Origin of the sequence: Streptomyces sp. V4I8, from assembly GCF_041261225.1 — a bacterium.
Lineage (GTDB): Bacteria > Actinomycetota > Actinomycetes > Streptomycetales > Streptomycetaceae > Streptomyces.
The window spans coordinates 69,032-93,436 of the sequence record NZ_JBGCCN010000001.1; the positions used below are offsets into that span (position 1 = coordinate 69,032).

At 70.3% G+C, this 24,405-nt stretch carries 22 protein-coding genes; 16 read left to right on the top strand and 6 right to left on the bottom strand.

Annotated features, from left to right (window positions below; all coding sequences use genetic code 11):
* Nucleotides 1-27: 27 nt before the first annotated feature.
* Complete coding sequence (locus tag ABIE67_RS00215) at nt 28-717, bottom strand: hypothetical protein (RefSeq protein ID WP_370251576.1); 690 nt, start codon at nt 715-717, stop codon at nt 28-30.
* A 495-nt stretch (nt 718-1,212) separates the two neighbouring features.
* On the opposite strand from ABIE67_RS00215, the gene ABIE67_RS00220 reads away from it, so the two are divergent.
* From ABIE67_RS00220 to ABIE67_RS00240, 5 genes are all read left to right on the top strand, one after another.
* Nucleotides 1,213-1,743 (top strand): hypothetical protein, encoded by a 531-nt coding sequence (locus ABIE67_RS00220; protein WP_370251578.1) that lies wholly within the window; start codon nt 1,213-1,215, stop codon nt 1,741-1,743.
* Between the two features lie 227 nt (nt 1,744-1,970).
* The gene (locus ABIE67_RS00225; RefSeq protein ID WP_370251582.1) at nt 1,971-2,897 is read left to right on the top strand and encodes a hypothetical protein; all 927 of its coding nucleotides are present in this window, start codon (nt 1,971-1,973) and stop codon (nt 2,895-2,897) included.
* Between the two features lie 28 nt (nt 2,898-2,925).
* Nucleotides 2,926-3,189: a hypothetical protein gene (locus ABIE67_RS00230; RefSeq protein WP_370251585.1), complete on the top strand. Its 264-nt coding sequence runs from the start codon at nt 2,926-2,928 to the stop codon at nt 3,187-3,189.
* 741 nt (nt 3,190-3,930) lie between these two features.
* A complete protein-coding gene (locus ABIE67_RS00235) occupies nt 3,931-4,341 on the top strand; it encodes a hypothetical protein (protein WP_370251587.1) in 411 nt (136 codons plus the stop codon).
* Nucleotides 4,342-4,356: 15 nt separating this feature from the next.
* On the top strand, nt 4,357-4,836 hold the full coding sequence (locus tag ABIE67_RS00240; RefSeq protein WP_370251589.1) for a hypothetical protein: 480 nt from the start codon (nt 4,357-4,359) through the stop codon (nt 4,834-4,836).
* A gap of 308 nt (nt 4,837-5,144) precedes the next feature.
* Here the strand turns inward: ABIE67_RS00240 and ABIE67_RS00245 are convergent, their stop codons facing one another.
* The 5 genes from ABIE67_RS00245 to ABIE67_RS00265 all read right to left on the bottom strand — a co-directional run bounded on the left by ABIE67_RS00245 (nt 5,145) and on the right by ABIE67_RS00265 (nt 10,039).
* On the bottom strand, nt 5,145-5,528 hold the full coding sequence (locus ABIE67_RS00245) for a VOC family protein (RefSeq protein WP_370251591.1): 384 nt from the start codon (nt 5,526-5,528) through the stop codon (nt 5,145-5,147).
* Nucleotides 5,529-5,576: 48 nt separating this feature from the next.
* Nucleotides 5,577-6,830, bottom strand: a complete 1,254-nt coding sequence (locus ABIE67_RS00250) for an IS256 family transposase (protein WP_370251593.1) — start codon at nt 6,828-6,830, stop codon at nt 5,577-5,579.
* A gap of 331 nt (nt 6,831-7,161) precedes the next feature.
* Nucleotides 7,162-7,710 (bottom strand): hypothetical protein, encoded by a 549-nt coding sequence (locus ABIE67_RS00255; RefSeq protein WP_370251595.1) that lies wholly within the window; start codon nt 7,708-7,710, stop codon nt 7,162-7,164.
* A gap of 14 nt (nt 7,711-7,724) precedes the next feature.
* Nucleotides 7,725-8,456 carry a hypothetical protein gene (locus tag ABIE67_RS00260; protein WP_370251597.1) on the bottom strand — a complete coding sequence of 244 codons (732 nt, stop codon included), beginning with the start codon at nt 8,454-8,456 and terminating at the stop codon, nt 7,725-7,727.
* A gap of 158 nt (nt 8,457-8,614) precedes the next feature.
* Nucleotides 8,615-10,039: a hypothetical protein gene (locus ABIE67_RS00265; protein WP_370251599.1), complete on the bottom strand. Its 1,425-nt coding sequence runs from the start codon at nt 10,037-10,039 to the stop codon at nt 8,615-8,617.
* Nucleotides 10,040-10,723: 684 nt separating this feature from the next.
* Here ABIE67_RS00265 and ABIE67_RS00270 point away from each other — a divergent pair.
* From ABIE67_RS00270 to ABIE67_RS00320, 11 genes are all read left to right on the top strand, one after another.
* Complete coding sequence (locus ABIE67_RS00270; RefSeq protein WP_370251601.1) at nt 10,724-10,945, top strand: hypothetical protein; 222 nt, start codon at nt 10,724-10,726, stop codon at nt 10,943-10,945.
* Between the two features lie 519 nt (nt 10,946-11,464).
* The gene (locus tag ABIE67_RS00275) at nt 11,465-12,400 is read left to right on the top strand and encodes a conjugal transfer protein (protein WP_370251603.1); all 936 of its coding nucleotides are present in this window, start codon (nt 11,465-11,467) and stop codon (nt 12,398-12,400) included.
* Nucleotides 12,397-12,729, top strand: a complete 333-nt coding sequence (locus ABIE67_RS00280; RefSeq protein ID WP_370251605.1) for a hypothetical protein — start codon at nt 12,397-12,399, stop codon at nt 12,727-12,729. The genes ABIE67_RS00275 and ABIE67_RS00280 overlap by 4 nt, the downstream gene beginning before the upstream one ends.
* Nucleotides 12,730-12,755: 26 nt before the next feature.
* Nucleotides 12,756-13,295, top strand: coding sequence for a hypothetical protein (locus ABIE67_RS00285; protein ID WP_370268014.1), 540 nt, complete (start codon nt 12,756-12,758; stop codon nt 13,293-13,295).
* Entirely contained in the window at nt 13,292-15,970 is a 2,679-nt protein-coding gene (locus ABIE67_RS00290) for an ATP-binding protein (RefSeq protein ID WP_370251607.1), read from the top strand. The genes ABIE67_RS00285 and ABIE67_RS00290 overlap by 4 nt, the downstream gene beginning before the upstream one ends.
* Complete coding sequence (locus ABIE67_RS00295; RefSeq protein WP_370251609.1) at nt 15,967-16,353, top strand: hypothetical protein; 387 nt, start codon at nt 15,967-15,969, stop codon at nt 16,351-16,353. Before ABIE67_RS00290 ends, ABIE67_RS00295 begins: the two co-directional genes overlap by 4 nt.
* Nucleotides 16,354-19,098, top strand: coding sequence for a hypothetical protein (locus tag ABIE67_RS00300; RefSeq protein WP_370251611.1), 2,745 nt, complete (start codon nt 16,354-16,356; stop codon nt 19,096-19,098). It abuts the gene before it with no gap.
* A 35-nt stretch (nt 19,099-19,133) separates the two neighbouring features.
* Nucleotides 19,134-20,234, top strand: coding sequence for a C40 family peptidase (locus ABIE67_RS00305; protein WP_370251613.1), 1,101 nt, complete (start codon nt 19,134-19,136; stop codon nt 20,232-20,234).
* Nucleotides 20,231-20,869: a hypothetical protein gene (locus ABIE67_RS00310; RefSeq protein ID WP_370251615.1), complete on the top strand. Its 639-nt coding sequence runs from the start codon at nt 20,231-20,233 to the stop codon at nt 20,867-20,869. Before ABIE67_RS00305 ends, ABIE67_RS00310 begins: the two co-directional genes overlap by 4 nt.
* Entirely contained in the window at nt 20,845-23,475 is a 2,631-nt protein-coding gene (locus ABIE67_RS00315; RefSeq protein WP_370251617.1) for an ATP/GTP-binding protein, read from the top strand. Before ABIE67_RS00310 ends, ABIE67_RS00315 begins: the two co-directional genes overlap by 25 nt.
* A complete protein-coding gene (locus ABIE67_RS00320; RefSeq protein WP_370251620.1) occupies nt 23,472-24,380 on the top strand; it encodes a replication-relaxation family protein in 909 nt (302 codons plus the stop codon). Before ABIE67_RS00315 ends, ABIE67_RS00320 begins: the two co-directional genes overlap by 4 nt.
* Nucleotides 24,381-24,405 lie beyond the last annotated feature (25 nt).

Genomic DNA, 24,405 nt, shown 5'->3' on the forward strand with positions numbered 1-24,405 from the left:
TCCCCGGTTCGGCGGTTACAGCGGCGGTCAGAGCGGACGGAGATACGGCGAGGGCACCGGCGCGATGTCGGAGCTGACCGCGCGCACCTCGCCGGTGGCCTCGTCGATCAGCCGCACGAGGAACGGACAGGCCTGGCCCTTCACCACCTGCACATGGGCGGTGACCTGGTCCACTCCGGTCACGGGAAGGATCCGCACCGGCCGGTCGATGGCGATGTCCATCTCAGAGCCGCCGAGATCCAGGTACCAGTCCGCCTCCAGGCGTACCACGGTGCGGGCGGGTCCCGTCACCGTGAACGAGACGTCGACCGGCACTTCCGGATAGAACGGCTGGTAATCGGCATCGCCCTCGATCGTCCACGCGCGACGCGGGTGCACCAGCAGGGCAACGTGCCGCGGACCGACGGCCACCTTGTGCGCCGTCAGCGCGAGCTCTGCCCGCAGCGTGTAGGGACCCACCAGCGCATCGGCTGGGGGGCCTACGGTGACCGTGACGGTCTGCCTGCCCGCTCGCAGCTGCAGGTGCCCGGGCTCCGCCCGCAGCCAGCCGTTGGCGTCGCTGCTGCTGGCCGCGACCTGGAGTTCGGCTGCGGTGCCGTCGAGCGGCTCTTCCACGTCGATGTCCACCAGGACCACGCCCCGCCCACCGGCGGCCACCTCCAGGGCGCGGATCCTCGGCTCCACCGTCACCATGCGCAGCACATCCGACACCGCCACCCGGCCACCCCCTCGCGTTCCCGGCATTGTCGCCTATGCCGGATACCTCCGCTGCCCGAACGCGCCAACTGGCAGACGGTCTTCCGGTATAAGGGTGCTTGTCTGAACCCTCGGCCCGGTGACCAGACGGTAGGCCGCGCTACACGCGCGTCAGCGCCTGTTCGCACTGCACCGTCTTGCCGTGTGCGGTGCGGCTCGCCCCCCCACTCGGCCGCCAGCCGGCTCACCACCCGCAGGCCCCGGCCGAACTACAGCGGCCGCGCCCTGTGCGACGGCTGCACCGACCACCGCTGATACCCGCGTGTGCCGGGCCGGGTCCGGACGGACCCGGCCCGGCACACGTCCCCCTTTACACAGACACCACTGACACCCGACCGAAATGCCCAGAGGGTCAGGACATTAGCCCCGTTAGACGAACTCAACTACACCGAACGAAAGGTCACGCTCCTGTCTCGATTCTCAATAACTTGTCGTTTCCCGGTCTCGATGGGCGCCATGGCCGACCACCTGGACCGGATGCGTGCCCACCCGGACATCGCCGGACGAGTTCTACGCCTGGAGTACACCTCGGTCAGTCTCAATCCACAGGCGAGGCTGTTCGGCCGGCGCAGCCTGTTGGAGCAGTTCGACCCCGGCCGGGCCGCCGACCGGCCCGTCCTCGCCGCCTTCGAGGAGGAGCTCGCCTGCCCGTGGGCGCTGTATCACGTACGGCGCATCCTGCCGGTGTCGAAGGCGGATCCCACCCGCCGCGGGCGGCCGATGCGCTCGGTGGAGCGGGTTCACGTGGGCCGCGCGTCTGCTCTGGGCCGGAGGCTGCGCACCGTCTCGGAGCGGCATGGCTATCCCGTCGAGGTCGACGAGCGCTACGGGCGGGTGCGGACGTGGATGCGGCGCCGGGAGACGGAGTTGCCCACGGTGGAGGAGCTGATGGTCACCGCCCCCTACCACGTCCAGAACAAGCAGGTGGGGCACTTCGAACAGGAATGGAGGGCGCACTCATGGCGGGGTCTGCGCCGGCGAGATTGACAGCCACCCCTAAAGCGCGCATTATTGATTACGCGAAACTGGCGGCAAAAAGCGGTGGTCGGCGAAAGGCACCCCCTCACGGGGGTGTCGACCCAGGGCGGCAACCCCGGCCGAACGTCCCGCCGACCACCTTCACCAACTCGACTCGCCCGCCGGCGCGTGAGCGCCCGAGGAACACAGAAGAGCAGGCCCCAAGTATAGGGCCGCGGCCCGAAGCGGAGAACGCAATGCCCAAGCCCCTGAGCCCGCAGCGTCGCGTCATCGGCGGCCGTGCCGTGGTCAACCGCGACTGGATCCGCGAGTTCACCGGCGCCAGCGTCGGCACCGCGGCCCGCTGGTACAAGATCCGGCTTGAGCAGCCGGAAGAGCACCGCCACCCGGAGAAGGAGCGCATCGACGGCGCCGACTTCTATGACGAGAAGCAGTTCCGCGACTTCTACACGTGGTTCCAGAACGAGAAGCAGAGCAAGGTCCTCAAGGCCGACCCCGAGCTGTACGAGCTCGACCCGGAGTCCGTCGTCTCCATCAACAAGGCCGCCCAGCTGCTGGGCTTCCAGGGTCCCTCGACGATCCGCAAGTACGTGAAGGACAACCCCGGCTACTTCCCGGACTCCGTCGGCGAGGTCGAGGGCCCGACCGGCCGGATGATCCCCGGCTTCTGCGTCGGCGACCTGCAGGACTTCGACCGGAAGCGCACTGGGGACAAGCTCGGCAAGGCCGGCCGCCGTACCGGGCCGCAGGAGGAGGCGCCCGTGGGCCGGCCTTCGGCCCTCGAGGAGGTTCTCGCGGCCGAGCTGAGCGCCCGTGCCGAGGGTGAGCCGCTCACCGCCACGCAGCTCGCCGAGCAGTTCGCCGCCGAGGCGATCGATCGCGACGGCTACCACCCGGGTCTGGCCGCGGAGCTCAGCGTGCAGTACGGCGGTCCGCAGAGGTCCTGGGAGTACGTCGTACGCAACACCCTCGCGCATCGCCCCGCGGCCGCGCTGACCCGATCGGAAGCCGACCGGCGCGCCAGCATCGCCCTGGCCGCCCTGCGCGAGCGCGGCGACGTCCGGGGGCTCGCCGCCTCTCTCGCCCGCGAGCACGGAGGCAGCCGCGACGTCTGGGAGCGCGCTGTGAAAGCAGCACGCAGGCTCACCGACCCCACCACCTGACCGCCCCACCCCGCGAAGGACAATCCAGATGCCCACCAGCTACCAGCTCCGTGACACCGCCACCCGGCAGCTCCTCGCCCGGGACCTGGCCGACTACCCCGCGGCCGAAGCCGCCCTCGACCGCATCGACGACCAACTGGAAGAAGACCTGCAACGCAACGGCGAAGGCGCCGGACGCATCCGGCTGCGCCTCGACGTCGAGAAGGTCACCGACGGCGTCGCCGAGTCCGTCGGCCACCACGTGCTCCTCCTCGGCGTCGACGACTGCACCGACCCGCTTCCCGCGCTGTAGCCGACGGAGCTTGCCCATGACCCGCGATACGCAGCCCGGAACGCCGGTGCCTCGCTCCCACACGCTGCGTCGCGCCGCCGCACGGCTCCGGCGGGAGTCCTCCGACCGCCGGCAGGACGAAGCCCGTGCCCGCGGGCCGTCGGCTCTGCCGTGGAAGAGCTCCTGGGCCGGTACCACGCACGCCCTTTGTCGTACGCGCAGATGAACAAGACCGCCGCGGTCAGCGCGCGCATCCCGATCGCCGCGGACCCGATGCTCGGCTCCGCCTTGGTACGGGAGCGCTACAGCAACAACTTCTGCGCCGGTCTCCCGCTGGAGCCGGAGCAGCAGTGCGTGGCGGGAGCAGTCCTCGCGTCAGGCGCTGAAGCGGGCACCTACAAGATTGCCGCAGTGGCCACGGCCACCCTCCGGTGCGCTGAACGTCACGAGCCATCCGTGCGAGATGGTGGACGACTGGCAGGGTCCGCCGCCAAAGCCGCAGAAACCGGTGTCGATCGTCGGCACGAGCCCGGCGGGGGGCGAAGCGCTCCTCACCACGAGCATCACAGTCCCGGGCACCCGCCCCAACCCCAACCCTGACACCTCCCCCGTCAGTCCACCCACGCCGGACGAACCACCCGCCCCCGACAGTCCACCCGAGCCGGATAGTCCGCCGGAGCCGGATAGTCCGCCGGAGCCGGACAGTCCGCCTGAACCCGACAGCCCGCCCCAGCCGGACGAACCGCCCTCGGCGGAGCTGGAATGACAGCCGAGGACACTCCGCCGCCCGAACTCGCCGGTCATGAGGCCGTCTCGGCCCGTGTCCGGCGGATCGCGGAGGCGTTGGGTCCGGCGACGCTGGCGACCGCGCTGCTGATCTACTTCGGTTATGTCGCCACCCGCGCCCGGTACGACTCCTTCGGCGTACCGGCGGACATGACCGGTCGGTCCAACCAGGACATGATGTTGGACGGACTAGAGGTCGTCTTCGTCCCGGCGGCAATGATCTTCCTGGGCGTGCTCCTGCTTGTGGGAATCCATTCCCATACCCTGTGGCTGCTCTCCCGGGAGACGACGGACAGCGCGTCCGACGTGAAGACCTACCTCGCGTACGGCTTCATCCTCATCGGCGTCCTGCTGATCGCCAGGGCGCTCATCGGCATCTTCGTCTAAGCGCCTAAGACCAGCGTGGTCATCGGCGCCACTCCGCTCGCCCTGGCATTCGGCCCGGCGGCGGTCGCGTACGGCGTCTGGATCGAGGGGCAGCGGCGCGGGCGTCCCCTGGTGCCGCAGCACGTGGCCAGGAACGGAGTGATGTGCGCCATCGCCCTGGGCGTCGCCGGCCTGTTCTGGGCGTCCACGCAGCTGGCCTGGGCGTACGGCACGGGCCGGGGTGAGGAGGACGCGGCCGGACTCGGCGACCGCCCCGAAGTCGTCGTCGACACCAGGGAACCGCTGGACGACCTTCCCTCGGGCGTAACCGCGACCCGTCTCGGCACGAGTGGGGACAGCGCGATGTACCGCCACCATTACCACGGTTTCCGGTTGCTGCTGGCGTCCGGCGGACGGCTGTTCCTGGTGTCGCCAGGCTGGCAGCACGGCCGGGACCAGACGATCGTGCTGCCCTACGGGAAGGACATCCGAGTTCGGCTCGTACCGCAGCCCTGAGTCCGCCAGGGGTCATGCCATCCGCGGCTGGGCCCGCTCATCATCCCCTACGGTCGACCGCGATCTCCTGCAACCGCGCCAGCCGCTCCCGACTCGCATCGTCCGCCGGTACGTACAACCATTCGAGGCCCCACATCCGCGCTCAAGCACGGGTCCACGTGCTCGACCATGACCCAGCCCACATGAACGGTTGAGGAACTCCGTCCTCTCTGTACGGTGAGCAACCGCCTCATGGCGGTTCCACACCCCGCAGAACTCAGCGAGTCATTGTCAAGAGTTGTGGATCGAGTGACGTGCGATCCAGCCGGTCATCCCTCGTCCAGGCACAGGCAGAAGGGGTGTCCGGCCGGGTCGAAGAGCACCCGGACGCTCTCCTGCGGCTGGAACTCCGCCAGCGTGGCGCCCAGGGCCACCGCCTCGGCGACCGCCGAATCCAGATCGCCGACCTGGAAGTCGAAGTGCATCATCGGGCGCTGTTCGCCCTCGATCGGAGGCCACACCGGAGCCCGATAGGCGTCCGCCTGCTGGAACACGAAGAATGGCCCTTTCGGGGAGGCGGCGACGATGGCCGTGCCCGGCTCCTCGTGCCCGATGTGCCAACCGAGGAGTTCGGCGTAAAACTTCGCCAGGCCGCTGGGGTCCGGGGCCTCGATCGCAGTTCCCCACCACATACCACCGGTTCGAGATCTCATTCCGGCAGCCTGCCTCATGATCCCGTGCTTGTCGTGCGTGAAGGGTGATCAGGCTGCGGTGGCCTCAGGGCGTTCGACGAGGTGACCGTTCTTGAAGCGGGCGCCGTTGCGGACAAGAGCGACGAGGTGGGGTGCGGTGATCGCGCGCCAGCGGGCCTGGGCGGACTCGGCCAGCTTGAACACCATGGCCAGGGCCGCGACCGCGCTGCCGGCCCCGCGGGTGACCTTGGTCCGGAGTTTCACGGTGCTGAAAGTACTCTCGATCGGATTTGTCGTGCGCAGATGCACCCAGTGCTCAGCAGGGAAGTCGTAGAACGCGAGGAGTTCGTCAACCTCGCCGATGATCTTCTTCACCGCCTTCGGCCACTTCGCGCCGTAGACACCCTCGAAGTCACGGACGGCCTTCTCCGCGTGGTCGCGGTCCTCGGCGTTGTAGATCTCCTGGAGGGCCTTCTTCGCGCCGGGCTGGGCCGACTTCGGCAGGGCGTTGATCACGTTGCGGGTTTTGTGAACCCAACACCTTTGGTGCCTGGCCTGCGGAAACACCTCCGCGAGGGCCCGCCAGAGGCCCATCGCGCCGTCACCGACGACGAGTTCGGGATCTCGCATGCCGCGCCGACGGCAGTCACGCAGCACATCCGCCCAGGACTCGGTCGACTCGCGCAGCCCCTCGGCGAGGGCGATGAGTTCCTTGCTGCCGTCCGTGCGCACGCCCATGAGGACCAGGACGCAGGAGTGCACCTGGCCGAGGCGGACCTTGGGGTGGACGCCGTCGGCCCACACGTAGACATAGTCGGATTCCGACAGGTCGCGGGCCTGGAAGGCGGTGTGGTCGTCCTGCCACTGCTTCGTCAGCCGAGTGATCGTTGCCGGGGAGAGCCCCGCCGCCGAGCCGAGGAACTGTTCCATCGCAGGGACGAAGTCGCCGGAGGACAGTCCGTGCAAGTAGAGCAGAGGGAGGACCTCGCCGACTTTCGGGGATTTCCGGCACCAGGGCGCGAGTATTTTCGACGAGAACCGCTTGCGCTCACCCGTCGCCTCGTCCACGCGCTTGTCGTTTACGCGCGGCGCCTTCACCATGACCGGCCCGGCGGCTGTGGTCACGGTCCGCTCTCGGTGGTGTCCGTTGCGGACGACCAGACGGCGGCCAGCCTGGTCGCGCTCGCCTGCCAACTCGGCTATGTACTGGTTGACCTCGGCCTCCAGGGCCGCGGCGAGCATCCGCCTCGCGCCCTCGCGGACGATGCCGTCGATCAGGGAACCGGTCTCGGTGGTGCCGTCCTCGTTAACTACGCTCAGCACGGGCGTGCCTTCCCGACCCGCGCTGCAACGCGGGCCTGCTCGATGACCTCGAGTCGATCACTCGGGAAGGTACGCCCTCTGCATCACACGAGGCACCCCACCCGAGGTCGATCCACAAGTCCTGAGCATGGCTCGAACTCAGCAAGTCGGCTGCACACCAGTCCGTGGAACACTGCCGCTTCGTCAGTGCGGCGGCGCCGAACCGGCCGGTGGTGTCCTCCAGGTCCGCCCTGAGGGTGCCGGTGGCGCGGGACGGCGGCGACCAGCGTATGAACAGTCTCTGACAACGGCCCTCGCTGCCTTTGGCCGTCACCGCGCCAAGGGGAGGGGCTTAGGCCTGGTGGATAAGCGGGGACAGCAGGCCGTCGCCCGGCCAGAGGTCCTGTTCGGCTACGAGGCAGGCGAGGTACGCGTCGACCTCGGCCAGGACGGCGGCGCGTTCCGTCGGCCCGTAGGTGGTGGACTGGCCGGCTGCGGCGTCGGAGGTGCGCACGTGACTGTCCGAGCCGGTGCAGATGAGGGCGCGCGCGATGTCGGGGAGGCCGAGGCTGAGGGCGTCGCATTCCCGTGTGCGGACGAGGTGCACGAGGTCGTTGGTGACTTTCTCCCAGTCGCCGACCTTCGGCCAGCTGGCTCCGCCGTCCAGTTCGTGGGTGAGGGTGGGGAGCGGGATGATCTCGCCCGGCTTGCGTCCCTGGGTGAGGCGGTCGTGAATCCTGGCACCGTCGGGCTGCTGCACCTGGGGGTGGAGCAGGGAGGCGGCGGCGACCACGGTGGCGTTGATCTCCTGGGCGCCACAGTCGGGGTAGTACGGCTCATGCGCGAAGAGGAGATAGACGCCACCGGTACGGACGGAGTCGTCGGGCTGGGTGTGCGTCATGGGTTGGTATCCCTTCATCGGTGAAGTGCCGGGTGTGTAGGTGTTGGCCGCGCCGCTGGCTCGAAGCCCGGCGGGAGCGGGCCCAACGGGCTTTCGTCGCCGCGGGTCTGGTCCGCTGAGCCTGCCGCCGACTCGGCGCGGGTGCGCTCCAGGGTGTGGGCGACTTGGTCGGCGAGTTGGACCATCAGCCGCTCACGGTCGATGAGTCGAGCGGAGGCCTCTCGGGTGTTCTGGTTCTGGAGCAGTTCGGCGGCGTCCCACAGCAGGTTCTGGCCGATCTCGGCCGAGCGGTGCAGTTCGTAGCGGTCGCTGTCGGCGGCGGCCTGGACGAGGTAGGTGTGCAGGGCGGCGAGGCGCTGCAGGTACCGGCACGCCGACTCGTCTTCGACGCTGCGGACGTATTCGCGGGCCCGGTCGTCGATCCGGTCGGGCAGGTGCTCGGTGAGCAGCGGGGCGAGAGCCATCGCCGGCAGCACAAGGTCGGCGGGTATGCCGTGGCTCAGAGCGAACAGGGCGGCGAAGAGGCTGATGACCGCCACAGCGGCCGCGGAGAACCGCAGGGAGGCGGGGCTCGTACTGGTCAGGGCGATGCGGTGGGCGGGGCGCCTGGTCAGCCAGCGCACGGCCAGCCGCTGTGCCAGCGTTGCGCCGGGGGTGAGCACCCCGATCTGTCGAGGGAGCTCGGGCAGGGTGCCGTCGCCCGGCACAGTCCATGTCAGCCAGCCCCACCCCGTGCGCTCGTGCACAAGTACGGGCTCGCATGAGCCGGTCCACGCGGCGTCGCGGCAGAGGTGGCCGGTCTGCAGCGCCCGGGATTGTTCTTCCTTCCACCGTCGTGGGTCGCGGGCGAAGGGACGGAGCTGTGGCTGAGGTGCCGTCCGGGGTGGCGTGTGAAGGGCGTCCGTCATGAAGTGCTCGCTTCCAGTGGGTCGGTCAGGGCAGCGGTGCAGGTGGCGCAGCGGCCGTCGCCGCCGGGGTGAGCGCGGCGGGGAGTCGGCCCTAAACAGGTGCGGCACAGTGGCCAGTCGAGGCAGGCCGGGCAGAGATCCTCACCTGGGGCGGTGCCGGGCCTGCCGCAACCCGCGCACTCGACGAGCGCCCGGTAGGTGAGCGCCTGGGAGACCGTGCGGTCGGCGGCGCCCGTCGTGAAGGGTTGCTCCGTCCACGAGGGTTCGCCCGGGTCGATGTCGTCGACGCGGGCGACGGGAGGCGGGTAGAGCTGAGCGGAGCGCAACCGGGCGGCGACGATCGCGTCGACAGAGGTACGGATCTTGCTCGGCAGCGGGCGGCTGGTGATGACGTGGCGCAGCTGCTCAGAGCTCCAGCCGGCGTCCAGCATTGCGGTCATGACCCGGCCCTGGTCGTACAAGGCCCTCTCCTGCAGCAGCAGTTCGGGATGGGCCGCGCCAATCGACCGCAGCAGCCGGGTGCCCGGGTCCATGTCGTGCAGCGCCGGCGCGACCGTCCCCTCCGATAGCGCAGCCGAGCGGCCGCGCGTGCGCTCGCCGCGGGCGCACGGAGGGATGGGGCTGGTCTTCTGCGTGTTGGTCTTCTTACTGATGGTGTTCTTTGTGGGGCGGTCAGCCAACGTAGGGTTATCCAGTCCTGGATTTCCCGACCCTGGTTGTGACCTGGTGATTTCCAGGCCGGGCAAGTCCGTGATGAAGTACGTGGCCGAGCCGAGGGTGCCGTCGGGGTTCCGGTCACGGTCGCGCTGCAGGAAGCCGTAGCGCTCGAGTTCCTCCAGCCCGGTCGTCACTGCGTCCACGCCCTCGCGGCCGCGGCGGGCCAGGTCCGCGACCGTCATGTACCAGCCTTCGCGGTGAGTGCTGATCAGTCCGAACAGGCCCTTCGCCTTGAAGGACACGCGGCTGTCGCGGAACAGGCCGTTGGCGATCTGGGTGAACTGATCGCCGGCCATCACGCCGCGGCGGATTCCCATGCCGTAGTCGCCTCGGCCGTCCGCGGGTGCTGTCGGCCCAGCGAGCTCCGTGGCGGCGTCCGCCATCAGGGCATCGACGAACGTGGGGCGGTCTGTGATCGAGTAGACGATCTCGCCGAGGGTGCCGTTCGTGCGCCGGAGACGCTCGCGGATCAGGTAGCCGTGGGACTCCAATTCCTGCAACCCGGTGCGTACCGCGTCCCGGCCATCAAGCCCGGAGCGGACGAGTCCGGCGACGGTCACCTGCCAGCCGTCCCGGTGAGTGCTGATGTACCCGAAGATTCCTTTCGCCTTGTAGGAGAGACGGCTGTCGCGGAACAGGCCGTTGGCGATCTGGGTGAACTGATCTGCGGCCATCGAGCCGCGGCGGATCCGTGCTCCGTTCATCGCGCGTCCGTGAGTGCGCTGTGCGCGCGGCAGCCCGTACGGCTCGTCGGAGCAAGACGGCTGGTGCCTGCGGACGAGGGGACGTGCGTGAGATCCATGCAGGCAGCTCACCCGCCGCCGCCGACCACAGCGGCGGCCACAGCCCCCGACCACCGATCACGATCCGGCAACATGCGCGCCGAGCTGCCCTGGTCGGGGGCATGGTCGGCCCAACCAGCCGTCGGGCACGTGGTTCAGCCCGGCATTCGTCTGCTCGGTGACGTACGCCAACGCCCTGAGCTGTCCGCGCTGCCTGCAGCGGGTTCGTATCCGGGCGACGCGTGGGCGACGGCCCTGAGGCGGTGGACTGCCAAATCTCCTATACGCAGACGGATCCGAACGGACCTTGAATGGGGGGCTCGGGTCTGATCTCCTGGCCTCAACGCGAGCCCCTGCCACGTCGGCAGGGGTTTTTGCGTACCCGGCCGTCGGGCGCCGAACGAGATCCCCGACCGGCGGAAGCCGACACGGACGCGTAGTGGGTGAAGGGCCCGCGTCCCAGCGTCGCGCTCTTCCTGACGCGGATCTGCTGAACGCGCACGTCGATACGTCGAGTTGCGTGACCAACCCCCGAGTTCTCCATCGTCCCCATCGCCGTCCCTGTCCGGTACGGCGGACCTTTCCGAACCAGCTCTTGGAGGAGCAGTGAGTAGGCAGCAGGGCACCCCCAGCCCGGATCCGTCCGGCGCGGCGGCCGGCGAACCTCCGGCGCGGCCCGCGCAGGAGGCCGGGGACAGGGCCTCGGAGCGGAAGGACTTCGCGAAGAAGGCCGCCCTGGCTGCGACCGGCGGAGCGTTCTCCGGAACGTTCCGTGTTGCGGCTGCCTCGATCCACGACGCCCTTCTCGGCGACACCGAAACGCAATGAGGCCCGCCCACGTCGGTGGTCCGGCGACCGGCCATGGCCTCGGCCCGCGTTGAAAGACGGTCCGAAACCGGCTGCGCAATCAGTGCGCACAACCGACTGCGCAGCCGTAGACGGAGGCGCTGCGCAGCCGTTGCGCACCGGGGCGCGGATCGTGCGCAATCGACGTGCGCGGGTGAGTGCGCAGCCCCGCCCAGGGTCCTCGTGATCCGGCTGCGCACTCACGTGCTGAAACCCAGTCTTCCGGAGCAGGAGTTCGGGGCCTGCCGAACCACAGCGGTCATCCTGCCGCGCGCCACTGCGTCGGCCGCCCCGACCGCCGTGCGGTCCCCTGCGCCGAAGGGGGACTCCGTGAGGTGCGAAATGTCGTGGTCGGGTCTGTGGTCGGGCCGACCATGACCCCGACCATGGACTTCGTGTCCCCATCGTGACCGTGGTCGGGCCTTCCTGGTCGGTGGTCGGGTCGGGGCCCGCGGGTTTTCTCAAGGTCAGACACATTCGTTCTGACCTGGGAGTTTGACCATGTCTCCTGGCAAGCAGGCAGCGGAGGAGCACACTGCTCCTCCAACCGCCGCGGGGGCTCGGCTGCAGCAGATGCGGCGACGGGTCCGCCTGGGCCACCTGGGCGTGTGGGCCGCAGTGGCGGCCGGCCCCATCGCACTGGCCGTCGCCGTGGCCACACCCGCGACCGTGGTCCGAGCCGCCCCCTCTACGAAGCCGACCACGACTGTGGAGACGGCCGTGCCGGCCAACCCGTCTGGGTACGCCACGGTGTTCCTCGACGCGTGGCTGCGCAGCCGCGCGGGCGCTGAGAGCACTACGCAGGCCCGGCTTGCGCAGTCAATGGCCCCGGATGTTGATCTTCCCGAGGCGTCGGATGCGCAGCCCGAGCCGGAGTCGGTCGTGGCGGTGCGCAGTGCGCAGCAGACCGGCAAGGCGTGGTCGGTGACGCTGGCTGCGCAGTACGCCGATGGTTCGGTGCGCTACTTCGCGGTGCCGGTCGTCGCTGACTCGGGCGGTGCCGCGTTCACCGTGTCCGGGGGGCCCGGGGTGGTGGCCGGCCCTGGCCGCGCCGAGGGGGTTCGGTCGCCGTACACGGTGACCGTCCCGACGGACGGTGATGCGTCGTCCGCGGCTGGGGAGTTCCTCGCCGCGTATCTGGCGGGGGCCGGTGAGGTTGACCGCTACCTCGCTCCCGGGGTGAGTCTGGCGCCCGTGTCCCCTGCCCCGTACCAGACGGTCACGGTCCAGCAGTTGCTTGCCGCCGATCAGGAGGCGGCCGCCGAGTCCGTCCCGGCGGATGGGACCCGGGTGCGGGTGATGGCCGAGGTGGAGGCCCGCGACAGTTCGGGGCGGTGGCCGCTGTCGTACGAGTTGGCGCTCAAGTCCCGCTCGGGACGCTGGGAAGTGGCAGGACTGGAGTCCGGCACCGCGCAGGCGGGAGGTGCCCGGTCATGACCGGTGTGCTGCTCGCCGGGGAGCTTGACGACTTTGGCAACTCGTGGATCACGATGTTCGAGAACTGGGCGACCAAGGGCCTGCAGGCCGGTCTGCTCGCGCTCGTCGTCGTCATCATGATCCAGAAGTTCTCGTTGAAGGCCGGGATCGGCGCGCTGATTCTGATGGTGATCGCGCTCGGCCTGTACAACTCGCGTAACGACCTTGCCGACATGTTCGAGGACGAGGTCAAGAACCCGTCAAAGTCTGCACCCGCCGTTCCCGGCATAATGCAGGGTGAGCCTCCGGCCGCCCGTGAACACTCCGCAGGCGTCGGGGGTTGGCTGTGAGCACCGCCGCCACCGCCTCTGTACGCATGGGCCGCTTCTACACCGCGGCACGCCGCCACCCGTGGGTGCTGGGCAAGATTGCCGACTGGCGTATCCCGCTCGGCCCGTTCACGCCCGCGCAGATCCTCCTCGCCGTCGTCGGCGGCTTCGTTCTGGTCAAGACGATTCCGTTGTGGTCGTGGCTGGGGCCCGTCCCCATTGCTGCCTGGCTGCTGGGCATATGGGCGGTGCGCCGTCCGAAGATCAAGGGACGCGCCCCACTCTCGGCTGCCCTGGGCTGGCTGCTGCTGTTCTGGCAGCCGCGCGGGGGCCGGATCGGCGGCCGCGCGGCCCGCGACCACGCCGCCCGCCCCCTAGTCGGTGGCTTCGTCATCGAGGGCACCGCCCGGTCCGCGCCGCTCACTGCTGCTCGGAAGCCGCGAGCCGCCGCCGAACGTACGCCGCGCCGGGAGGCGACACGGTCGCGGGCGGTCGGTCGGCCGGCGGCCGTCGGCGCTCAGTTGGTACGGCCGGTGTCCGGTGTGCAGCAGTTGCTCGCGCTCGCCGAACAGGGGGGTGCGCGGTGAGGGTGCCGATCCGTCACATCGCAGGGCACCTGGTGTGGTCGACGCACGGAAGCGTGTGGGCCGTCTACCGGCTGCACCCGGGTCCGGACGAGCAGGGCCGCTACGAGGAGACGGTGCAGGGCACCTACGTGCCGGCCGCCGTAGAGGAGGAACAGCTCGCCAAGATCACCCATCTGGTGCGGTCCCTGACCGGGGCGCCGCGGCTGTTCAGCCTGTGCGCCCAGGTCGATCCGGGGGAAGTCGCCCTGCGCATGATCGAGGGCATCGAGCCCGCCGAGATTTCGCCGGGGCAGACGCACCCGTGGGTGGAGAACGTCGAAGCCACGCTCGATTTGCTGGACGGGCAGGAAATGCACCGCCGCACCCTGTGGCTAGCCATCCCGCTCCAGACTCAGGGCGCCGCCCTGCAGATGGCCGCTCAGTTCGGCGCGATATGGGCGGAGATCGCCCCAACCCTGGGCATGCGACCGACACCCGTGGCACGACGGGAAGTCACCGCCTACCAGGAACAGGCCTCGCGGGTGGAGGCCGCGCTCGCCGGCGGGATCGCGTTCCGCCCCGCACGCCCGGCGGAGATCGTATGGATGGTCCAGCACTCTCTGCACCGGGGCATGGACGAGCCGCTGCTGGCCGAGGCCGAAAGCAGCGAGCTGTACGGCGGGCACGTGCGCGAGGGGGTACTGCACTCCCCCAGCTACGCCGATCTCGGGCAGGTCCGCCTCCACGAGGGCGGCATCGACCCGGACCTCGACGACGTCGACGAGCTCAAGAGCGCCGACCAGATCACCCGGTCGGGACGCAAGGCCTGGTGGCGGATCAAGACCGCTTCGCCTCTGCGGAGGCGGTGGCTGCAGATCGAGTGTGACGCCGGCACCGGCTACCAGGCGCAGTTGGCGCTCGCCGAGTGCCCGCCCGCGGTCAGCGCGGATGCCGCCGACCTGTTCGCGCAGCTGGAGACGCTCGACTTTCCCGTCGACTACACCGTCGACCTCACGCTCGTGCCCGCGGAGAAGGCCCGCGACCAGGTGCGGCGGAAGCGGAACGAACTCGTCGACCAGGCCGACCAGTACGACGCCCGGCCGACCGGCATGCCCGCCTCGCTCACCGATGCCGCCCGCGATCTGGGCGAGCTGGACGCCCGCCTGTCGCGCACCTCGGTCGAGGTCGAGGTGCAGTCCGTGACCGTGCTGACCGTGTGGGGGCCGACCGCCGCGATCTGCGACGCCCGTGCCCGGGCCCTGGCCTCGCTGCTCGGCGGCGCCGACTACCGGGCCGTGCGCCCGGCCGGCCTGCAGGAGGCGCTGTTCATGCTCGGGCTGCCGGGCACCGCCCGGCCAGGTGTCGTGCGGGAGTTCACGCAGCATCAGGTCTCGGAGGACTGGGCATTGGGCGGCGCCTTCACCATCGGTGAGGTCGGTGACCCCAATGGCATGTTCCTCGGCCTCGACCTGGACTGCGGCACCACACGCCCCGTCATGATCAACGTGGCGGATGCGCCGAAGCACGACGCGAGCGCCTCCCTGGGCATCGTCGGTGATCTGGGAGCCGGGAAGAGCGTCCTGCAGAAGCTGATCGCGGAGGCGGTGTGGGCGCGCGGCGGCTGCGCGATCTGCATCGACCGCACCCCCGTACGCGAGTGGGCGACCTACGCCCGCACCGCTGCGAAGGGCCGCGTCCAGATCATCGACGCCGCCCAGGCCGAGGTGTCCATCGACCCGCTGCGCATTTTCGACGGCCCCGAGGGCCGGCACTACGCCCTGTCCTACCTCACCCTGCAGCTCGGTATCGGTCCTATGAGCACCAACGGTGAGGTCCTGCACCACGCCGTCGAGAAGGCCGCCGCCACCGAGGCGCCCTCCATGCGCCGGGTGCTGGAGGTCCTGGAGGAGATGGCCAGGACCGAGGTAGGCAAGCGACAGGACGCGGCATCCGCGCTCGCCGGACTCGTCCGCGTCGTCGCCACCAACTCCCTGGCCCGGATGGTGTTCGACCCCACCCTGCCCCCGGTGCGGCTGGACGCGTCCAGCACCTCCGACATGATCGTGATCACCACGGCGGGGTTGAAGCTGCCGCCCAAGGCGGCCTTCGACAACCCGGAAGTCCTGCACCAGCAGCCGCTGGAGGCCCTGATCGGGCGGGCGGTGCTCTACCTGATCGCTGCCATCGCCCGGCAGACCGCGTTCGAGGACCCCGAACGGTTCACCGCCGTGGTCGCGGACGAGCTGTACTGGCTCACCTCGTCGGCCGAGGGCACCGCCCTGGTCCACGAGATCCTTCACGACGGCCGCAAGCACGGCGCCGGCCTGCTCGCCGCCTCCCACGACGCCGCCGAACTCGGCCCCGACCGCGGGCTGATGGCGTACCGGGCTCTCGCTCGCACCGCCGACCGCGAACGCGCCCGCAGGGGTCTGGAGTTCGTCGGACTCGACCCGAACGACGACGCTCTGCTGCGGCTGGTGACCACCGGCCTGTCCCCCGTCGGCCAGCGCGGCCGCGAAGGGGAGTTCCTGCTGGCCTGCCCGCGGCAGAACACGGGCCGGATCAAGGCCGTCATCCCCCGCATCGAGCGGATCACTGCCTCCATCGCCACCACACCGGGCCGCCGTTCGAACGCGAGCACGGCGCACGCCTCCAGCGATCCCGACGCGGCCCGACCGAAGGAACACGTCTTATGACCACGTCGTCTTTCTCTTCATCGCGCTCCCGGCGCATCGCCTCCGTGGCGAGCACCCTGCTCGTGATCGCGCTCCCGGCCGTCCTGCCCGGCCTCGTTGTGGGGGCGGGTGTGCCGGAGTCGTGGTGGCCGCGGACCGGGCAGGCCTTCGCCGCCGGCCACCCCCGCTCCACCTCGGCGCGCCAGGATGCGTGCGAACTGATCGTTGGCCCGGCCAAAGAGTACTGCGAGCGCGGCCACCGCTCCGCGACGTCCTTGTCCTCTGCGGGCGGGGCCCCTCGGGGCAGTGCCAGCGCGGCATGGATGCTGATTCCGCCTGCGGCGGGACTGGCGGCCATGGTCGTGTGGCGGCGCCGGGGCGCTGCCGGACACGGGCGGCCCTGAATGTGGCGCCCAGACCGCGGCACGCTCCGCTCGGCCGGTGTCATCGTCCTGCTCTCCGGCGTGTTCGTTCTGGTCAACAGCCAGGTCGTGTACGCGGCGGGCAGCAACAGCGAGACCAGTGACCTGCTTGCCCCGCTGGACATCACCTCCTCCGAGGGAGTGCCGATCAACGGCTACGAGCTGAACGCCGAAGGCGGCTCGATCGTCAGCTTCAAGACCCAGTCGCTCGCCTTCGCCCTGGCCGGCCTGTTCACCCTGATCCGGCTGCTGGTCGGTCTGGCCGGGTGGGCGGTCGAGGTGGCCCTCAGGTTCCCGTTGCTGAAGATCCTCATCCAGCCGGCGCAGAAGGTCGCCGACATCTACACGGACGTGGTCGTCAACGCGTTGGGGTTGAAGGGGTTGTTGCTGGCCTGGGGGTTTGTGTTCGCAGGCTTCATGATCGTACGCGGCCGGGTCGGCCGCGGTCTGGGCGAGATCTTCCTGACCCTGCTCATTGGGGCAATCGCTGCCTCAGCTCTCATCCGCCCCGACACTCTTCTGGCCCAGGACGGCCCGCTGGGCCAGTCCCAGCAGGTGGCCGCCGAGGTCGCCCAGGAGACCGTCAACTCCTACAACTGGGGCGGCAAGCTCGCCAGCAGAGGCCCGTGCGAGGGCATGGCCGGCAACGCCGAGCTCAAGTGCCTGGAGCAGGAGGCCGAACGGCCGGTCTCTTCCACCGACATCGCCCGGCCCTTGCAGGACTCGGTCACCAATGCCTTGATTGTCAAGCCGTACATGCTGCTGCAGTACGGGCGCATCCTCGCCCCGGCCAAGAAGTCCGACAGCAAGGCCTACGCCGTCCATTTGAAGTGGGTCATCGGCGGCTACAAGGCGAACCGCGAGCCCTCCGAGGAGCGTAAGGACGCCTGCAGCCTGATCTACGGGCCGGCCAAGGAGTACTGCCTGCGAGAGGGCACGGACTCCCGCGATGAGAACGATCTGCCGTCGCTGACACCGGGCGGGCAACTGCTGGACGCCTCCCATGCGGTCGTCAGCGAGGAGGACCGGGAGTTCGCCGCATTCCTTGCTGACATGAACAAGGCGGGCGATGTCGGCAAGGCATGCGCTGCCTATGCCGCAGAGCCCACCTGGTGGCGGATCGGCGGCGCCCTCCTGCTGCTGCTCGCCGCGCTGTTCATCTGCGGCATGCTGCTCTCGGCGGCGATCGTCCTGCTCGGCACCCAGGGCATCTGCACTGCGGCCGCGGCCGCAGGCGCCGTCACCTTCATCGCCGGCATGCTGCCCGGTCCGCCCCGTCAGTCGGTGTGGAAGTGGCTGTCCCTGTGGGGCATCGCGATCCTCGCCATGGTCGGCGTCTGCGCGTTCGTGCCGGCCTTCGGCATCGCCGTCGACGCCACCATCACCGATGGCCCAGACCTGATGGTCGAGCGGATCCTGCTGATCGACGTGCTGGCCATAGCGGGCGCGGCCGGGCACCGCAGGATGCTCGTGGGCATCACGTCCTTCGGCCGGCGCATGGCGATGCGGATGCGCTACGCCAAGGTCGGCGGCACCCACCTGCCCGGCGACACCTCCGAACTCGGCGCCGCCCTCGCCATGAACTCCCCCGCCGCCCTGGGCGGTTACGGCGGCGGGCTGCGCGCCCTCACCGGAGGTGGAGGCGGCCGGTACGGGATGCTCGGCACCCGCCAAAGGTTGATGGGCGCACTCTCCTCCCTCGTCGACGGCGCGGGCATGCCGGTGGACACCGGCGGCATCCTCGCCGACGCCACCGCCGAAGCCGGGCGCGGTCTCGCCCCGCTCACCGCGGCCGCCGCCGTGGGCGGGCTGGGAGCACGGCTCGGCGCGAAGAGCGCGCACTGGCTACTGATCGGCAAGCGCCCGGACAAGGAGCAGTTAGCCAAGTGGCGCAAGCCCACCGCCGACGGCGACCCGAACACGGGCGGTAGCCCGTCGGACGGCGGCGACGGCGGACCGGGCGGCACGGGTCCGCGCCGGCCCGGCGGCCCGCCTGACCGCTACCGCAACGAGCAGGGCCAGGTCGTCAACCGCAACTCCGGCCAGGTACTGCACGACCAGAACACCGACCGCACCCTGCTGTCCACCCGCGCCCACAACCGGCTGGTCCGCCTGCGCGGATACCGCATCCTCCACTGCGGGGGACGCACCGCGTACGGAGCGACGGTCGGTCTGCCAGCCAACGTCCGCCGGGCCCGCTCGGGAGGCTCGCGCTACTCCCAGGACGCCCGCCAGCAGGTGCGGGTCTGGGCCAACACCGTCCGCGAGGACGGCCGGGCCTGGGCCGACACGGGCCGTCACGTGTCCCGTGTCCTGCGGGAGCACACGGACGACAGCGGCGGAATGGGCCCCTTCATCAGCCGTCGTCTGCCGTCCCGCACGGCACCGACTCCGCGTCCGACCGGATCCTCCGCTTCCCCGGACGGCACGCGACCGGCCTCCCCGCGGACCAGCGCGCCCCCATCTCCGACCACGGCTGCAGCCAGTCCCCGGCCGAGCACCCCGCCGACGTCCCCGACACGGCTTGGAGGCGGTGGGCCCCGGCGTCCGGCCAGCCCAGCACCGGACAGATCCGGGCCGGTCTTCCCCGGAGGGGGCGGCGCTCGCAGCAGCGCCCGTGACGAAGCCCGGGCCCGGTTCCAGGAGCTGATGCGCAGGACCGAGCCCGACGCAGAGCGGCTTCGTCAGCAGCGGGCCCGGCAGCCCCAGGACGGTGAGGACGAGTGAGGCCGGCCCGGCGCCGGATAGCGCGGTGGGGGTGTGTGGTGGCGCTGTTGCTGTTCGCCGCCGTGTGCTGTGCCGCACCGGTAGGCAACGCGATCAGCGCGTACGTCGCGCTGAAGTCGGGTGCCCAGACGGGCGGCGGGATCGCCGAGGGCGGCAGTGCCGCGGACATCCCGCCGCGGATGCTCACCGCGTACAAGAAGGCCGTCCAGCATGTGGCGACCTGCCGGGGCATGCGCTGGCCGATCCTCGCCGGGATCGCCAAGGTCGAGTCCCACCACGCCGTCGGCCGCAGCATCGCCGCAGGCGGTGACATCCGCCCGCGGATCTACGGGGTGCTCCTCAACGGCTCCGGCGCCGGTGGCAACACGAGCGTCTTTCCGGACACCGACGGCGGCAAGTGGGACGGTACCTCTCAAGGCGAGCGCGCCGTCGGGCCCTTCCAGTTCCTGCCTTCCACCTGGGAAGACGTCGGGGCGGATGCAGGGGGCGACCAGCGGGCGGACCCGCACAACGCCGACGACGCCGCGCTCGGCGCCGCAATCTACCTGTGCGGAAACGGTCGTGACCTGACCAAGCGGTCGCAGCTGAAGACCGCGATCTTCCAGTACAACCGCTCGCAGGAGTACGTCGCCAACGTGCTGGGCTGGGTCGACCAGTACACGGCGGCCGCCAAGGACCCGGACCTGAAGAACGTCACGGGAAAGGTCCGCACCGTCATCGAGGCCGCACTCTCCCAGCGCGGTGTCCCCTACTCGTGGGGCGGCGGCAACGCGGGCGGCAAGTCGACCGGCATCTGCTGCTCCCCCAGCGGGAAGAGCGGCGTGGGCATCAAGGGCTTCGACTGCTCCGGGCTGACCCAGTACGCGTACGCGAAGGTGGGCATCAGCCTGCCGCGCGTCGCGGCCGCCCAGGCCGGTGTCGGCAAGCGGATCCCGGCCAGCCTCGGCACCAGCGCGCTCAAGGCCGGCGACCTCGTCTTCTACGCCACGGCTCCCGGACGCGATTTAACGATCTATCACGTCGGGATCTACGTGGGGGGCGGGAAGATGGTCAATGCTCCCCGCCCGGGGACAGTGGTGCGCCTGGACTCCGTCAACGCGATGTCGGGCTTTGCGGGGGGAGCGCGCCTGCTGTGACCACCACCCCGCACTCACCGCGCCTGCTGTTGCTGAGCACCGTCGCGCTCGCCGTCACGGGTGTTGCCCTGCTGGGCGTGCCGCACGGTCAGGGGCAATCCGCGCTGGCGTCGACGGCGCACGCGGCCACGGATCCATCATCGGCGGCCGCAGTGCCTTCCGCCAGCAAGCCGACCGCTGGCACGGCTCCTTCCGCGACGTCCGCCGCATCGCCCCCGTCGGCCGTCGAGTCCGCTCTGCCGCCGCACGGCGAGGGCGTGGCCGGCGACCCGGCCATCCAGCGGAACCTCGAGGCCGCCTGGCCCGCCGACCTTCCCGCAGGCGACGAGCAGGAACTGCTTTCCTCCGGTCGCGCTCTGCTCCGCGCAGACGCCACCGGAGTCGGCCACGCGAAGTGGCCAGAGGCTTTCCCCGACTCGGGCCAGGCGGTCGCCCCGGCGTTCGCCACCGCTCGCTTCCGCATCCAGGCCGCGATCGCCCGCCGCGACGGCAGCCCGGACAAGGCGGTGGTCCATCTGGTGTGGGCCGGCATGGACCGCGGCGGCACCTTCACCGACCTGCGCATCACCGACTGGTTCTTCACCCGCACTATCAAGAAGGGAGCAGCGACGTGGACTCCGCAGCCCCGTACCTGACCAACCGGGCCGATGACACGGCCGCAGGTCAGGTACTCGGTCTGGTCACCGGCCTGGTCGACGCCGCCGACTGGCTCTACGACCACTGGTACCTGCTCGCCCTGGCGATCGCCGCGTGCTGGGCCGTGGGCGAGCTGGTGGTGCGGCGCCTCGCGGCCAAGGCTTCGGCCGAACGGATGGCCCTCGAGCTCGTCTCCAACCGGCATTTCGACCCGAGCCTGGAGGAAATCTTCCGGCGCGGCGTTCAGCTCGCCCGCGCATCGACGGCCATGCCCTGGTGGGCGCCCCGCAGAGCCAAGGCCGTACAGATCCGGCTGCGCGCGGACGGCAGTGCGCCCTTGCGCTACCGCATTGAGGGCCCGGCGGGCGGTGAACGTCTGTTGTCCATCACCCCGTTCGGGCCGGACGTCACCGTCAATCGCGCCCGGTCGATCGTCTACGAGCCGCGGACGCACACGGTGCGAGCCGAGTTCATCCTGCGAGGCAAGCTCACCTCTCCGCTGCGCGAGGTACCACTCACTCCCGACCCGCTCCAGCCGCTCGTCGACGCCGTGGCCGACCTGCGCGCCGAGCTCGGCGACCTCGCCGAGATCCGGCTCGACATCCAGCGCGCCCCCAAGTGGGCACTGCGGGCACGCCGCCTGCAGCTGATGAGCGCCGCACGCCGGTCCGAGCGCCGAGAGTCCCAGCGGTCCGCGCGATGGCTTCGGCAGGACGCCAGCGGCATCGAGGACTCCCTGGGCTGGCAGCTGCAGCAGCTCCTCAGTGACAAACCCGGCCCGGGATCCGGACGGCGGCTGGTGATGCCGCCGGTGCCTCGTCGAGTGGAGCCGGCCGAGGCGCTGGGCAAGCTCGCCGAGGACGACCACCTGGTGCGGGTCCAGCTGCTGGTGATGTGCGCCTCGAACACCGAGGGCCGCGCCCAGGCCCGGCTTGCTCAACTCCAGGCCGCGTTCGACGTGTTCGGCGGCCGCTCACGGTGGGCCATGCGCGGCCTGAGGCTGGGACCGTGGCGGGTGGGCGCCGACCACTGGCCGACCCGACGCGGCTTCGAGCGCCGCTGGAATCTGGGGCACTGCCAACCGCCCCGCGCGAACTGGGTGCGGCTGGAGGAATTGTGCGGCCTGCTCAAGCCCCCCACCGTGCATTGCCGTCTGCCCGTGCTCGCCGGTGATCTGCCGACCTTCGAGTTCGGCGATCCCGAGTTGCTCCTGCAGGGCATCTACCGCGGCCCGGACGGCAGGGAGCGGATGGTCGCCACCTACGCCGAGGAGACCCTCTTCGAGGTCGGGGTCGGCAAGGCCGGCGGCGGCAAGACGGAGCGGGCCCTGGCACAGGCGATCGGCTGGGCGCACGCCGGTGGGGGGCTGATCTTCGTCGACCCGCACCGCGACTCCTGGCCACGGGCCACCACGTTCCTGGCGCACGAGGCGCTGATGCCGCGGATCGCGCTGATCGACCTCAATGGCCTAGGCCCCAACCCGCGGGTGAGTTCGTGGAATCCGCTCGGTATGCACCACGGGCAGACGGCACACGAGGTCGTCGAAGCGATCGCTGACGCGTACGCCTCCGCACTGGCCTGGGACGACGCGACCGCCCCGCGTGCGCTCACCATTCTGACCGCCGCGCTGACCGTCCTGGTCGCGGTCAACGAGGCAGCCTGCCAGGCCGGCCGGCCCGAGGACCAGGCCACGATCTTCCACGTACGGTCGCTGATCACCGACGCCAAGTTCCGCAAGGCAGCGCTCGCCACAGTGGCGGGGCGGCTGGATGAGGAGACCCGCTCGTGGTGGCAGGCGGTGTTCCCGACCCTGCCCCCGGACGCGTTCGCCGTCGTCCTCAACCCGATCGCCCGGCTGGCCGCCACCCCGGTCACCCGCGCCTTCCTCGGTCAGCCGGCCGGCGTCTACAACGTCCGCGCCGCGATGGACTCCAAGATGATCGTGTGGGTGTGCCCGGGCGGCAACGGCCCCACCGACCGCCTGCTGACCGCGCTGCTCGCCCGCGACCTGCTGCGCGCCGCGCGCTCCCGGCGCGACACGCCTGAGGACAAGCGGGTCCCGTTCCGCCCGTACTTCGACGAGCTGATCACACTGACCGGCGCGGCCCCGGAGACCATCGCGAGCATGTTCGAGGATCTCCGGAAGTACCGGTGCCACCTCCACGGCATGACCCAGCTACTGGCCCGCCTCCCCTCCGCGGTGCGGCTGTCCCTGGTGCAGAACGCGTCCACCCTGGCCACGACCGCCGGTTCGAAGTCTGCGATCGCGCCTATCACCGCAGAGTGGGGCGACACCCCCAGCCCCGACCGGGTCGCCACCATGGAGCGGTTCGAGCACTTCGTCTCCATGACCGTGCACGGCCGCCGCATCGGGCCCATCCAGCTGCGCGGGCCCCATCTCAATTATGTCTTCGCCGCCCAGGCCCGCCCGAAGGACGTCCCCGCGCTGGAGCAGGCCGCCCAGGCGAACGCCCAAGCGCTCCCCCTGAACCAGCTCACCGACCGCGCCGCCGAACAGCTCGGCCGTGTCGCTGCCTTCCTCGCCGAGCACTCCCCTGCCGGCGCCACCGCTGTCGACCTGTCGAAGGAAAAGGAGTTCGGATGACCACCGCCCAGCCGAAGGACCGTACGACGGCGGGCTTCACGCCCAGCCCTGTGGAGCCGCTCGCGCATCAGCTCCTGGCCACCCTCGCCCAGCACCGCATGGCCTCCACCAATCAACTGCATGTCCTGCTGCGGCCCGACCGCTCCCGCCAGTCAGTCTCGGAGCGCCTGAACGAACTGCTCGGCAAGCACCTGGTCGACTTCGTGGTGCTTCCGCAGTCGAACCGGACCCGGGTCTGGTACCTCACACCGAAGGGCGCCCGCCTCACCCGGGACTGGCCCGCACTGCGCGGCCGCCCGCCCTATCCGATCACCTCAGCGACGGCCGCCTCGCTGAAAACCCCCCACACCCTCACCGTCCTGCGCACGCATCTGGAGTTCGTCGCCGATGCCCGCCGCCGCGGCGACGAACACGGCCACCTCGACTGGACGCCTGAGGTGTTCCACGCGATCGGCGACGGCGAAAAAGTCGTGGCCGACGCGGTCATGCACTACACCCTCATCGACGGCCAACAGCGGCGGAAACTGAGGGCGTTCGTCGAGGTCGACCGGGCCACCATGAGCAGCGAGCGACTGGCAGCCAAGCTGATCGAGTACGCGAGATTGTGGACCTACGATCCACAGCCGGCCGGTAGGCGCCGGCAACCGAACGGGCAGGGATGGCTGCGCTGGTACCCGGTCTTTCCCCGGGTCCTCTTCGTACTGACCGGCGCTGGACGCCAGGCGATGGACAACCGAATCAGCGACCTCAAGGCCATGGCCGCCCACCACCCGCTCGTGGCTGACCTCGCCCGCGAAGTACCCCTAGGAGCAGTCGCCCTGGAAGACCTGGAAGAGCACAGCCCCACCTCCGACGTATGGGTACCACTGGTCGGCGGCAAGCCCCGACCGTGGACCGAACTGTAGGCACCCCCCCTCACGCCGCTCGCCA

What these genes read in the sequence shown, in the direction of transcription:
- ABIE67_RS00220 (WP_370251578.1), top strand. Translation starts at nt 1,213, where the DNA reads ATGGCCGACCACCTGGACCGGATGCGTGCCCACCCGGACATCGCCGGA.
- ABIE67_RS00225 (WP_370251582.1), top strand. Translation starts at nt 1,971, where the DNA reads ATGCCCAAGCCCCTGAGCCCGCAGCGTCGCGTCATCGGCGGCCGTGCC.
- ABIE67_RS00230 (WP_370251585.1), top strand. Translation starts at nt 2,926, where the DNA reads ATGCCCACCAGCTACCAGCTCCGTGACACCGCCACCCGGCAGCTCCTC.
- ABIE67_RS00235 (WP_370251587.1), top strand. Translation starts at nt 3,931, where the DNA reads ATGACAGCCGAGGACACTCCGCCGCCCGAACTCGCCGGTCATGAGGCC.
- ABIE67_RS00245 (WP_370251591.1), bottom strand. Translation starts at nt 5,528, where the DNA reads ATGAGATCTCGAACCGGTGGTATGTGGTGGGGAACTGCGATCGAGGCC.
- ABIE67_RS00255 (WP_370251595.1), bottom strand. Translation starts at nt 7,710, where the DNA reads ATGACGCACACCCAGCCCGACGACTCCGTCCGTACCGGTGGCGTCTAT.
- ABIE67_RS00265 (WP_370251599.1), bottom strand. Translation starts at nt 10,039, where the DNA reads ATGAACGGAGCACGGATCCGCCGCGGCTCGATGGCCGCAGATCAGTTC.
- ABIE67_RS00275 (WP_370251603.1), top strand. Translation starts at nt 11,465, where the DNA reads ATGTCTCCTGGCAAGCAGGCAGCGGAGGAGCACACTGCTCCTCCAACC.
- ABIE67_RS00280 (WP_370251605.1), top strand. Translation starts at nt 12,397, where the DNA reads ATGACCGGTGTGCTGCTCGCCGGGGAGCTTGACGACTTTGGCAACTCG.
- ABIE67_RS00285 (WP_370268014.1), top strand. Translation starts at nt 12,756, where the DNA reads ATGGGCCGCTTCTACACCGCGGCACGCCGCCACCCGTGGGTGCTGGGC.
- ABIE67_RS00295 (WP_370251609.1), top strand. Translation starts at nt 15,967, where the DNA reads ATGACCACGTCGTCTTTCTCTTCATCGCGCTCCCGGCGCATCGCCTCC.
- ABIE67_RS00300 (WP_370251611.1), top strand. Translation starts at nt 16,354, where the DNA reads ATGTGGCGCCCAGACCGCGGCACGCTCCGCTCGGCCGGTGTCATCGTC.
- ABIE67_RS00320 (WP_370251620.1), top strand. Translation starts at nt 23,472, where the DNA reads ATGACCACCGCCCAGCCGAAGGACCGTACGACGGCGGGCTTCACGCCC.